Source organism: Erwinia sp. JUb26, assembly GCF_003751505.1.
Taxonomy (GTDB): domain Bacteria; phylum Pseudomonadota; class Gammaproteobacteria; order Enterobacterales; family Enterobacteriaceae; genus Erwinia.
Genome location: NZ_RJVB01000004.1, coordinates 244,623 through 257,097, shown reverse-complemented (window position 1 = coordinate 257,097; position 12,475 = coordinate 244,623). Strand labels below are relative to the sequence as shown.

At 57.8% G+C, this 12,475-nt stretch carries 9 protein-coding genes; 4 read left to right on the top strand and 5 right to left on the bottom strand.

The genetic code is table 11. The features are described 5' to 3' along the window. Positions 1 to 692 precede the first annotated feature (692 nt). On the top strand, positions 693 to 1,631 hold the full coding sequence (locus tag EC836_RS12705) for an omptin family outer membrane protease (protein WP_123333593.1): 939 nt from the start codon (positions 693 to 695) through the stop codon (positions 1,629 to 1,631). Positions 1,632 to 1,679: 48 nt separating this feature from the next. Here EC836_RS12705 and EC836_RS12700 read toward each other — a convergent pair whose 3' ends face one another. Genes EC836_RS12700 through EC836_RS12690 form a run of 3 tightly spaced genes read right to left on the bottom strand, consistent with a single transcriptional unit; the run spans position 1,680 to position 7,066 of the window. Next, positions 1,680 to 3,269 (bottom strand): ABC transporter substrate-binding protein, encoded by a 1,590-nt coding sequence (locus tag EC836_RS12700; RefSeq protein ID WP_123333591.1) that lies wholly within the window; start codon positions 3,267 to 3,269, stop codon positions 1,680 to 1,682. 3 nt (positions 3,270 to 3,272) lie between these two features. Then, on the bottom strand, positions 3,273 to 4,958 hold the full coding sequence (locus EC836_RS12695) for a hydantoinase B/oxoprolinase family protein (protein WP_123333589.1): 1,686 nt from the start codon (positions 4,956 to 4,958) through the stop codon (positions 3,273 to 3,275). Then, positions 4,955 to 7,066, bottom strand: a complete 2,112-nt coding sequence (locus tag EC836_RS12690) for a hydantoinase/oxoprolinase family protein (protein ID WP_123333587.1) — start codon at positions 7,064 to 7,066, stop codon at positions 4,955 to 4,957. Before EC836_RS12690 ends, EC836_RS12695 begins: the two co-directional genes overlap by 4 nt. A gap of 227 nt (positions 7,067 to 7,293) precedes the next feature. Between EC836_RS12690 and EC836_RS12685 the strand changes: the two genes are divergently transcribed. The 3 genes from EC836_RS12685 to EC836_RS12675 are packed head-to-tail and all read left to right on the top strand — an operon-like array spanning position 7,294 to position 10,868. Beyond that, the gene (locus EC836_RS12685) at positions 7,294 to 8,280 is read left to right on the top strand and encodes an ABC transporter permease (RefSeq protein WP_123333585.1); all 987 of its coding nucleotides are present in this window, start codon (positions 7,294 to 7,296) and stop codon (positions 8,278 to 8,280) included. 3 nt (positions 8,281 to 8,283) lie between these two features. Then, on the top strand, positions 8,284 to 9,156 hold the full coding sequence (locus tag EC836_RS12680) for an ABC transporter permease (RefSeq protein ID WP_123333583.1): 873 nt from the start codon (positions 8,284 to 8,286) through the stop codon (positions 9,154 to 9,156). Further along, the gene (locus tag EC836_RS12675; RefSeq protein ID WP_123333581.1) at positions 9,156 to 10,868 is read left to right on the top strand and encodes an ABC transporter ATP-binding protein; all 1,713 of its coding nucleotides are present in this window, start codon (positions 9,156 to 9,158) and stop codon (positions 10,866 to 10,868) included. Before EC836_RS12680 ends, EC836_RS12675 begins: the two co-directional genes overlap by 1 nt. Here the strand turns inward: EC836_RS12675 and EC836_RS12670 are convergent. Continuing rightward, positions 10,865 to 12,130, bottom strand: coding sequence for a type II toxin-antitoxin system HipA family toxin (locus EC836_RS12670; RefSeq protein ID WP_123333579.1), 1,266 nt, complete (start codon positions 12,128 to 12,130; stop codon positions 10,865 to 10,867). The two genes, EC836_RS12675 and EC836_RS12670, sit on opposite strands and share 4 nt — an antisense overlap. After that, on the bottom strand, positions 12,127 to 12,474 hold the full coding sequence (locus tag EC836_RS12665) for a helix-turn-helix domain-containing protein (protein WP_123333577.1): 348 nt from the start codon (positions 12,472 to 12,474) through the stop codon (positions 12,127 to 12,129). Before EC836_RS12665 ends, EC836_RS12670 begins: the two co-directional genes overlap by 4 nt. Position 12,475 lies beyond the last annotated feature (1 nt).

Sequence of the window (12,475 nt, the reverse complement as noted above, 5' to 3'; positions counted from 1 at the left end):
CACTGAAAGTTTGAAATTAAATCATCCTATTGAGTTAACGATTAACAATAATGATAAGTGACGCTTCATCTCTTTATTTCCTGCTGTTTCCTGAAATTGTCATCACGTTTTCCTGAGTCTTTTCATATTTAGGCCTGGCGTTACGACCGTTACGAAATTCGTTACCCTGCTAATAATAAGCATCATAGATGCACGTCCGTTTGCTGATGCCATTCAGTACTTTTTTGATACATTTGTCGCCACTGGATAAAGGCGGCTTTCTCTATCAGGCAGAATATCGTTGAAGACCATTAATCAGCGGATCGCATAACGGTTATTTCACCTTAAACTTTCTCTGCTTCCACGCTGAAAAGCCATAATACCTTCGTTGGTGCAAAATCGGACCAGTCGGCTATACACCATTCACTATTTCTCGTATCTTTCGTTAATGCTCAACATCATGATTAAAAATAGTTTTTTACTGTTTTTTTATGGCGCGAAAACTACTCACCCGTAGAGAAAAATAATAACAAATTTCACGAAGAAAAATAAGAAGGTTAATTTTTAAATTCAGTAAGAATCATCCCACCACGATAACGGCAGCATCACGCCGATTTCACCTTAATAGAATCCTTACACTTGCTTTACAATTTGTCATGATTTAATCTGCGCGCGCAGTTTAAGGATTAATATAATTACCCACAGGAAATATAATGAAAAAAAGTATTATCTGCATGATGGTGATGGCTGGGATTTCCGGAACGGCTTCCGCTGAGTCTTCACAATATATACCGAATTTATCCTCTGACAGCCTCAGCGTTGCCACCTCCGTGGGCCTGCTGAGCGGCAAATCAACCGAGCTGGTTTATGACGAAACCACCGGTCGTAAACTCAGCCAGCTGGACTGGAAAATTAAGAATGTGGCGATCCTGAAAGGGGATTTCTCCTGGGATGCGTACTCGTTCCTGACGCTGAACGCGCGCGGCTGGACATCGCTGGCATCCGGTTCCGGCCATATGGATGACTACGACTGGGATAACAGCAATCAGTCAGGCTGGACCGATCATTCGTCCCACCCAAGCACCGACGTCAATTATGCCAACGAATATGACCTGAACGTGAAGGGCTGGATCCTGCAGGGCGAGGATTACAAGGCCGGTATCGTGGCCGGTTATCAGGAGACGCGCTTCAGCTGGACGGCGACCGGCGGCTCTTACAACTATGACAACGGCAGCACCGTGGGCAACTTCCCGAACGATCAGGTCGGCATTGGCTACAGCCAGCGCTTCACCCTGCCGTATATCGGGCTGGTGGGTCAGTACCGCTTCAATGACTTTGAATTCAATACCCAGTTCAAATTCAGCGACTGGGTGCGCGCCCACGATAATGACGAGCACTATGTTCGCGAGCTGACCTTCCGCGAGAAGACGTCCGGCTCCCGCTATTACGGCGTGTCCGTAGATGCCGGTTACTACGTGACGCCAAACGCCAAAGTCTTCGCTGAATTCAGCTACAGCAAATACGAAGAAGGCAAGGGCGGTACGCAGATTATCGACAACAGTACCGGTGAGTCGGGCTCAATCGGCGGTGATGCGGCCGGTATTGCTAACAAAAACTACACGTTGACCGCGGGCCTTCAGTATCGCTTCTGATCCTGACACCGCGAAAGGGAGGCCGTCAGCGACGGCTTCCCCCATTCCTTAGGGTTTCTCCAGCCAGACCTGAGAAAGATTCCCCTCCACGCCGTCGGCGGTCACCGAATGATCGTGAACCTTGCGGTTATAGATCGTAATAAACTGTGGAGATATCAGGTTGATATCGGGCAGTTCCTGTTCAACGATTTTCTGGAAGGCTTTAAACTCCTCAACGCGCTTCTGCGGATCGTTTTCCACCTGAGCGGCTTCCAGCAGACGGTCAACTTCCGGGTTGTGATAATCCGATGCGTTAGAGAACGGCACGCCCTTGCGGAAGTTTTTCGACCAGTACACGCGCTGCACGCCCACCGTCGGGTCGTACAGATTGCTGTGCCCATTTATGGTGAAAGAGAAGTCCCTGTCGGTATAGATGCGGCGTACAAAGCTGGAGAGATCCTGAGCGCGCAGCGTGACTTTAATACCGATTTTCGCCAGCGCCGAGCGGGTGTATTCCGCCGTTTTGCGCAGATCCTCTGAAATAGGATTGTAATCCAGCGTCACGCTAAACCGCGTACCGTCGCTGCCCTTGGCAAAGCCAGCCTGATCCAGCAGCGCATTGGCTTTACTGATATCAAAGTCATAAGGAGACGGAGAAGGGTCGTGATAGGCCTTAATCCCCGGTGCAATCGGTGACGCTGTCACCTGACCCAGACCAAAGTAGGCCACCTGCAAAATCACATTACGGTTTATTGCATGGGCGACGGCCTGCCTCACCCGCAGATCTTTGAAATGCGCATCGTCGAGGTTGAACTGCAACGAACTGACGTTGTAAGAGTAGCTGTTACCCTTTGTTTCAAAGCCCAGCTGCGGCAGCGTTTTCAGCCGCGCAACATCATTCAACGCTACCGGGGTGCGATAGCCCAGATCGGCATCGCCGGTTTCAAACGCCACCGAGCGCGCTGCCGCATCGGGAATAAACTTCACCACCAGCTGGTCCAGATACGGGCGGTTATTGTCCCAGTAGTGAGGATTCCGCTTATAGAGGATGTAGCTGCCCCGCACCCACTTGTCGAAGACATACGGGCCGGTACCAATCGGCGCATTGTTGTGCGGATTGGTCAACGCGTCGGTACCGTCATAGATATGTTTGGGCACGATCGGTGACTCGGCGGCGGCAAACGCTTTAATCAGATAAGGTGCGGGTTTCGACAGCACCAGCACCGCCGTCAGCGGGTCGGGCGTTTCCACTTTCGTGACGTTGGCGAAGGTACTGGAGGCACGCGGATGCACTTTTTTCAGCAGCTCAATGGAGAACGCGACATCGGCGGAGGTGAAATCCTGCCCGTCGTGCCACTTCACGCCGGGGCGCAGATGGAAGGTGTATCGCGTGCCGTCCGGGCTGACCTCCCAGCTCGTTGCCAGCTGGGGCTGAGGATTCAGCTCATAATCGTAGCTGAGTAGCCCTTCGGTCACCTTGGCGCTGACGCTGAGCGCCGGCGTGGCGACCGTGGTCAGGGCAATCAGTGCGGGCGGCTCATAGTTCAGCACCAGGTTTAACGTACCGCCCTTTTGCGGCCCGGCGGCCTGTGCGCTGCCGCCAATCAGGCTGGCACCCAGTGCCAGCGCCAGCAGCGAGCGGCGAAATGTATTCAGCATGTTTTACTCCGTTTTATTCGTTGACTGAGCCGGGTGGCCGTACGATGTCGCAGCGGCCTGGGGGCTAATAAGCTGGTGGGTGAGGTCGCGGGCAACGCTGGCGGCAGGGCGTTCGCGGGGATTCCCCAGCCCGCCGCCGCCGGGCGTTTCCACAATCAGGTGGCTGCCCGGTGGCACGATCTGCCTGCCTTTACCGGATAGCGTCTCGCCGGTGGAGAGCGTGACCCGGCCCGGCGCGCCGGACAGGCCGCCCTCGGCACCCTGTGCAGGGAAGTGAATGCGATCCCATGCGGCACCCAGTTCCATTGGCAGGTCCTGGCCGTGCGACAGTTCGATTACCTGGCCCAGCCCGCCACGCTGCTGGCCCGCACCGCCTGAATCCTGGCGATATTCTTTGCGCCAGAACACCACCGGACTGATCGACTCCAGGATCTCCAGCGACACGTTACGGACTCCGCTGGGGAACGACGTGGTGGACAGCCCGTCGAGTCGGGGACGCGCGCCGGTGCCGCCGGTAGAGAAGCTGGTGATGGAAAAACGAGGCTGCGTCAGGGTATGAACGGCATCGTACTCCGGCAAAATATGGCCGCCGGAGAGCTGAATATTCCACAGGCAGGATGCCCCTTCGGCCGGGACTTCGCCCGGACGCGCCTGCCGCAGGCAGTTGAACACCACGTCGGGCAGCATCTGGCCGATAATATGGCGGGAGGTGACTGCCGCCGGATAAGGCGCATTGAGTATTGACCCCTCCGGCGCATCAATTTTAATCACGCCGAGAGAACCGGCATTATTGGGAATATCCGCACCAATCAGGCAGCGAATGCCGAAGGAGGTATAGGCGTCGGTATAGGCTTTGACGACGTTAATCCCTTTAGCAACGAAGCCCGCACTGCCGGCAAAATCAACGTGAATGCCGTCGTGGCCGAGGGTCAGTTTCGCCTGTAGCCGCAGCGGCCGATCGTAGCCATCCACCCACAGTTCACTTTCCCAGCTTCCGGCAGGCCAGCTTCTGACCGCTTCCAGCATCGCCTGCTCGGAGCGCGTTAAAATATACTCGCCCACCTCCAGCAGGTCGGTCAGGGCAAACTCATCCAGCAGCGTCAGCAGACGGCGGGCGCCCACGTCGTTACAGGCCACCAGCGCCAGAAAATCGCCTTCCACCTGCGCCGGTTCACGGACGTTGGCCTTCACGATATTCAGCACGGTCTGGTCGAGCCGTCCGGCATGGATAAATTTGAGGATCGGCAGGAATAATCCCTCATGCCAGATCTGCTGACCGTCCGGTCCCGGGCCTAACCCGCCGATATCAATCACGTGCAGCGTGGAGGCAAACAGCGCCACCGGGCGCTGGTGATGAAATACCGGCGTAACCATGGTGATATCGTACAGGTGCCCGGTGCCTTTCCAGGGATCGTTGGTCAGCAGCACATCCCCTGGCTGCAGGGTATCCAGCGGGAATTCACGCAGGAAATGTTTAACCGACTCCGCCATTGAATTGACGTGCCCCGGCGTACCGGTAACCGCCTGAGCGATCATGCGCCCATCGGGTAAAAACACCCCAGCGGACAGATCGCCCGCTTCGCGCGTAGCGGTACCGAAAGCGGTGCGAATAAGGGCCTGCGCCTGCTCTTCTACCACCGAAATCAAACGATTCCAGATCACCTGAGACTGAATAACCTGTTGGCTCATTGTGCCGCTCCTGTCAGGGGTTGACGTTCCAACAGCAGATGGCCTTCGCGGGTGCTGCTGACAGTAAAGTATTCATCCACCAGCGTGGTGGTTTCGGGATCGACCACGACCAGCGGGCCGGGGCGCTGCCCCGTTTGTGCAATATCGGCGCGGGTTACAACCGGCACCTGAATCCGCTGCTGCTGTTGAAGGGAGTAGATCGTGCGTTCGGCCGCACCATTGCTGCGGGCCGACGGCTCGCCGGGAGCAGGGAAGGCAATTTCCGGGGCGGCCGTGGTGGCGGTGACCGTCCAGCTGATGGCTTCCACCGCCACGTGATCGAGGCTGCGGCCATAGAGCTGGCGATAGGTCCGGGTAAAGCGTTCATGCAGTGCGGTCAGCTCCTGCTCATCAACGCGCTGCCCCTCAAGTGGTATCGCCACCTCATGCCCCTGACCGGCATAGCGCAGATAAACGCTGCGCTGCAACGTCACTTCCGCCGTTTCATCGGCCTGCTGAACGATGCGAAGGGACTGTTCGCTCAATGTATCCAGCAGGTCATTGACCGCCGCATAATCGGGATTATCCAGCCGCTGATAAAAGCTGCGTACGGCCTGATAGGACGCCGGTGCCCACAGGAAGCCCAGCGCCGACCCTACGCCTGCGGCATGTGGGATCACCACGCGATCGATGCCCAGCTTGCTGGCAAGTCGGGCGGCATGCAGCGGTGCCGCACCGCCAAAGGCAATCAGCGTGTAGCTGTCCACCTGCTTACCGGATTCCGTGGCATGAACACGCGCCGCGTTGGCCATGTTCTCGGCAATAATTTCAGTGACCGCCAGTGCGGCTTCATCCGTTCCCAGACCCAGCGGAGTACCGATCTGCTGTGTCAGCGCCGCGGCCGCTTTAGCAACATTCAGCTCGACTTTGCCACCGGCAAAACTGGCCGGATCGAGCAGCCCCAGCTGCGCATTGGCATCGGTAATCGTGACCCGTTCACCACCGAGGTTATAGCTGACCGGGCCGGGGGAAGAACCGGCGCTGTCGGGCCCCACCTGCAGGCGCTGCAAATGATCGATGCGGGCAATCGACCCCCCTCCGGCACCGATTTCCACCAGGTCGATCACCGGAATACGAATCGGTAAGCCGGAGCCTTTCTGATGACGATGCACGCGGCCAAACTCAAAGCTGCGGGAGATTTGTGGCTGGAAACGATCGATAAAGCAAATTTTGGCCGTAGTACCGCCCATATCGAATGACAGAACCTTTTGCAGACCGAGCTGGCTGGCGATATTACTCGCCAGAATCGCACCGCCCGCCGGGCCGGATTCCACCAGACGGACCGGCTCGCGGATGCCGTTTTCCAGGGTGGTAATGCCGCCGCCGGAGGTCATCAGATAGGGCGGAACCCGCAGACCGTTCGTTGCCAGCTGCTGTTGCAGGCGATGCAGATAGCCCGCGACCAGCGGTTGTACGTAGGCATTGGCTGAAACCGTTGACAGCCGCTCGTACTCGCGGATTTCAGGGCAAACCTCGCTGGAAAGTGACACGGTCACCCCGGGCAGCAAATCGCGCAGGATCTCAGCGGTGCGCTGCTCATGCTGCGGATTGATAAAGCTCTGCAGATAGCCAATCGCCACGCTCTCGAACTGCTGCGCCCGCAGCTCTGCCGCCAGCGCGACAACCTGCTCTTCGTTTAGCGGAATGCGCACCTCTCCCTGGGCATCGATGCGTTCTTCTACGGTGAAGCGCCATTCGCGCTCCACCAGTGGCCGGGGCTTTTGCAGAAAGACGTCATACTGGGCAAAGCGATCTTCCTGGCCAATTTCGACCAGGTCGCGAAATCCGGCTGTGGTAATCAACGCCGTACGCGCGCCTTTGCGTTCAATCAGCGCATTGGTGGCTAATGTTGTCCCCAGAATCAGTGCATCGATATCGTTAAAGGTTAATCTCGCCTGATCCAGCACGTCGCTGATGCCTGCAATCACCGCACGTTCCGGTGCGTCGGCACTGGTCAGGATTTTTGCGGAAAATTGCGTACTGCCCTGGAGCATCACGATATCGGTAAATGTCCCGCCAACATCTACAGCAACCCGATTAATGGGGCTGTTATCCCCTCTCTCTGCCATACCTTCGCCTTAATACATAATAAAAAGTGGAGGGCGTCATTAACCGGTATCAGGTAAACGATGGCTACTGAGTATTTCGGGTTAACTCATTCGGTATTTGCAAAAGCGGTCACTGGTCTTCAATCGCTTTATTTCAGAAAAGGTTTCCCGGAAAAATTATTAAGTGAGAAAAACATCGCCTGTTAATTTCGACTCTCTCTACAGGTTGTGATTTAAGGACGCTGGCTATGCAGCGAGAACGCCATTGGCTGCCGATATTTTTATTTAAAAGTGCGCTTCAGGTCGTGCCAACGTTTATTGGTATTCTGCTGATCATGTTTATCATCCTCAAAACCATTCCCGGCGATGCCGTTGACGTGCTGGCAGGGGAGTCGGGCGGAGCGAGCGCCGCCAGCATGGCGCTGATGCGTGAGCAGTACGGTCTTAACCTGCCCGGCTGGCAGCAGTTTCTAAACTGGGGCGGCCACATCCTGCAGGGAAATCTGGGATTTTCGCCCCGCTTTAATACCCCGGTCAGCACGTTAATTATGTCGCGGCTTCCCGCCACGCTGATGTTAATGCTGGCCGCGCAGGCCATTGCATTACTCGTTGGCCTGATTTTCGGCGTGATAATGGCGCTATTCGTCGGGCGCTGGCCTGACCGGGTATTATCGCTCGTCAGCCTGCTGCTTTATTCCCTGCCCGGATTCTGGATTGGACTGATGCTGCTGGTGCTGTTTTCCGTGCATCTCGGCTGGCTGCCCAGCAACGGCAATATGACTATCGGTGCCGATCTGCACGGCTGGGCCTATATCAGCGATCGGCTGAAGCATGCGGTGTTACCGGTGCTGTCGCTGGCGAGTTTTTTCCTGGCGATTTACGCTCGCCTGACGCGCGCGGCAATGCTGGAAATCGCCCATCAGGATTTTGTGCGCACCGCCCATGCCAAAGGGCTGTCGCCGCTGCGCGTCACGCTGGTTCACACCCTTCGCTGTGCGTTAATTCCGCTGGTCACCGTGAGCGGTATGCATATCGCGACGCTGCTCAGCGGCGCAGCGGTGGTGGAAACGGTGTTTTCCTGGCCGGGGCTGGGCAGACTGGCGCTGGATGCGGTGATGGCCCGCGACGTCAATATCCTGCTGGGCATCCTGCTGTTTTCATCGCTGATGGTGATACTCGCCAACTTTATTGTGGATCTTCTCCACGCCTGGTTAGACCCCCGAATTGCGAGATGATCTATGGCCACTCTGTCCGTTGTATTTGTTAATGCGCCGGTTAACCGCCGTGCCCTGCGCCAGTTTGTGCGCAATCCAGCGGGCCTCGCCGGGTTAGTTATCCTGCTGCTGACCGTCGCGATGGCCGTGGTGGCCCCCTGGCTGTTCCCCGGCGATCCGCTGGATATGGTCGCCTCACCGCTGCTGGCACCCTTTACCGACCCGGTCTGGCCGCTGGGAACCGATGCGATGGGGCGCGATCTGGCCGCGGGTATTTTTCACGGCGCACGCGTCTCGCTGCTAATCGGGCTGGGTGCCACGCTGATCGGATTGCTGCTCGGTACGCTGGTCGGCAGCCTCAGCGGCTATTTCGGCGGGAGCGTTGACTATCTCCTGATGCGCATCACCACGCTGTTTCAGACCATGCCCGCCTTTCTGCTGGTGATTATCATTCTGGCGATCTCCACGCCGACAGCGACCTTAATCACCCTCAGTATTGGTGCCACCACCTGGCCGACCATAGCGCGACTGGTTCGGGCCGAATTTCGTACCCTGCGCGGTTCTGACTTTGTGCTGGCCGCCCGCTGCCAGGGCTTTTCCTCAGCGCACATCATCTTTCGCGAGATGTTGCCCAATGCCCTCCCGGCTATTGTGGTGACCTCATCCGTGATGGTGGCTTCCGCCATCCTGATGGAGGCCGCACTGTCCTTTCTCGGCCTGGGCGATCCTAACGTATTGAGTTGGGGCTTTCTGATCGGCAGCGGCAGGGAAATGCTCCGCACCGCATGGTATCTGACCGCCGAGCCGGGCGTGGCACTGGTGATAACGCTGCTGGGGCTGAATCTGCTGGGCGATGCGCTGAATGATGCCTTTAATCCAAGACTGAGTGACCAATAATGCAACCACTTCTCTCCGTGGAAAATCTGCAAATTCGTTTCGGCAGTCATGCCGCGGTTAACGACGTGAATTTCAGCCTGGCACAGGGGGACATGCTGGCGCTGGTCGGTGAATCAGGCAGCGGAAAATCCGCCACCGCGCTGGCGATAATGGGCCTGTTGTCCGGCCAGGCGAAGGTCAGCGGACGCATTGAATTTGCCGGGCGCGATGTGCTGAAACTGCCGTCCTCCGCCCTGCGAAAGCTGCGCGGTGATGCGCTGTCGATGATTTTCCAGGAGCCGATGACCTCGCTGAATCCGGTGTACAGCGTTGGAGCACAAATCGCGGAAACCCTGCGGGTCCATCAGCGGCTATCGCACAGACAGGCCCGCGCCCGCGCCATCGAACTGCTGTCGCTGGTGAATATTCCCGATCCTGCCAGGCGGGTGGATGATTTTCCGCATCAGCTCTCCGGCGGCCAGCGGCAGCGGGTAATGATTGCGATGGCCGTTGCCTGTGAACCCCGACTGCTGATCGCCGATGAGCCGACGACCGCACTCGACGTCACGGTGCAGGCCAGCATTATGTCGCTGCTGGACCGGCTGCGCCGGGAACTTTCTCTGAGCGTGCTGATGATCACCCACGACCTCGGGCTGGTTTCCCGCTGGGCCGATAGCGTCGCCGTGATGCACAACGGCAGGATTGTCGAGCAGGGGGCCGCCGAGGCGATACTGCACCAGCCAGGCCATGATTATACGCGTGGCCTGATGGCCGCTTCGCTGACGGGCGAGCACGATTTGCACTATCGCCAGCGCCTGCTCACCGAAATTCGCCACAACGGTGCCGATCGCTTTCATCTCTATCAGCCCGCTACGCTGTCGTTTCCTGAGACGTTCAGCCAGCGGGAAACACAGCCGCTGCTGTCGGTCAGCCAGCTCAATGTGAGCTACAGCCGCGGCCGCACGCGCATCCCCGCCCTGAAAGACATCAGCTTTGATCTCCACGCCGGTGAAACGCTGGGCCTGGTCGGCGAATCGGGCTGCGGGAAATCAACGCTGTCGCGAAGTATATTGCGCCTGCTCCGCCCGGACAGCGGCAAAATACTGCTGGACGGCACGGATCTTACCCCTTTGCCGGAATCCCGGCTGAAAAACCTGCGCAGGAGCGTACAGATGATTTTTCAGGATCCCTACGCGTCGTTAAACCCACGACACACCATTTTCACCATTCTGGATTCCGTACTGCATCTGCACGATCCTGCCCCGGCCTCACAGCGCTTACAGCGCATCCACACCATGCTGGACCGGGTGGGCCTGCCGCGGCAGTCGCTGCATCGTTATGCCCATGAGTTCTCCGGCGGCCAGCGCCAGCGTATCGGCATTGCCCGCGCGCTGATTGTCAAACCCCGGCTGGTGATCTGCGATGAGGCGGTTTCTGCACTGGATGTCTCGGTGCAGGCGCAGATCCTTAATCTGCTGCTGGAGATGAAGCAGGAACTGGGTCTGAGCTATCTGTTTATCTCCCACAACCTGGCCGTGGTGCGCTATATGTCAGACCGGATTATGGTGATGAATCAGGGGGAAATCATTGAAGCAGGGGATGCGGCCGATGTCTGGCACCGGCCACAGCACGTCTGGACCCGCCAGCTTCTGTCTGCGGTTGGCGGGGCGGAAGCGCGTCAGCTGCCGTTGCCCGCAGCGGCCGAACCGGCATTCGCCTTCTCGCCGGGTTAAAGCGCGCGGATGCTGGCCTTAATCTTCGCATTCACCTCGTTAAGCACCGCCGCCGGAATCGCATCGCCCAGCTCTTTTGCCGTAGCGACAAAGGCTGCGGCAACGTCGCAGACTTCTTCGATAATCCTATTCATCGTCTTCTCACTGATATCGGCCGATTTCGCGGCCGTCATCAGCGCCCTGCGGCTGATGTTTTTCCCATGTCCGGCAACGGAAGATTGATGCTGACCGCCCGGTCCGCTCTGAAAGGTGATGTCGTAGGCGGGCGAAAGCCGCCATTCTTCGTTCTGATTCAGACTGAAGGCAAAGTTTTTGGCGTGATCGTCCTGATTATTCACGATCACGTTAAACACCATGCGGCGTGCCTGCGCTTCCCGCTCGGTAGCCGAACGGGTAATCATCGCCGTGGCCTGCAGGATATCGCTGTAGTCCAGGCAGGGCAGGCGGAAATCGGCCTGCAGCGCACCCGCCATGCTAATGGTCGGCACCCGCATTCCCTGCTGGCGATCGAAACGCTTCACGCCGAAGGCCGACAGCCCGTCACCCAGCGCAAACCAGCGGCTTTCGGGGAATTCAATACCGGCTTTTCTCGCCAGCCGGGCATAGACTTCTTCCAGCGCGCAGACCCAGGCGGCTTCCTGCGCCGCCGGGAATTTGATCAGCCAGGGATCGCTGCCGGCAAACGGCGACGACTGAATTTTTCCACTGGCGGGGTCAAAATCCAGCAGCACCTTGGGCCGCGCACCGTGCGGCGAGCCGCCCAGCCGCACCAGCTCCGGCAGCACGTCCGAATCCAGTCCGGCGACCTCCACCTCGATTTCACGCGCCAGCAGCAGAAGATCGTTAATCGTATGCTGCTCCGCTGCCTGCCCCGGAACCTCCATCACCGGCCGGTAAGTGAGCGCCCCCATGGTGTTGCTGCCCAGCATCGCCAGCCTGTCCAGCGGAGAGAGTGCCGCAGGCTCAATGGCATTGCGCCGCAGGAGCCGGTCCATTAACAGCCGACCCCAGCCGTCGGGCAGCGAGTCAGCAATAAAACCGGGGATACCTTCCTGATGGCGTTCAAAATCGGCGTAGGTGGTGCTGACCGGGGGATGGAGCAGCGGCGAAAACTCAATGCCGCGATCGATGCTTTGGGCGGAATATTCAAACAGCCACTCGCCACGCTGGCGACCTTCGGCCAGCGTACCCAACACCCAGTGTTCTCCCCAGCCTTCGTAGATCACTTCCAGTCGGCGGAGAGGGACATAATTATTTTTCATTGTTTTCCCTCTTTTGTGCCTGAACCCTGTACCGCAGTCGGCGTCCTGCGTTTAGCCGCCCGCTGCCGGGTGGGCGCTTTCAACGCCTCGACCTGCGCGATGCTCATTGCCGGGAGTTCAAACAGGCCGGTCATCTCTCTCTCCAGCCGCAGGGCAAACACCACCTTCATAAAGTTTTCCAGCGTCACTCTACCGTCGCTTTCCAGCTTTTTCAGCGCCGAGACTGAAATCCCCGCCTTTGCGGCCAGCTCTTTTTGCAGCAGGTTGCGGCGTAACCGATGCTCGCGCAGGCGTTGCCCCAGTTGGGCAATCAGTGTCGATTCGGAATAGAGCTTAAGAGACATA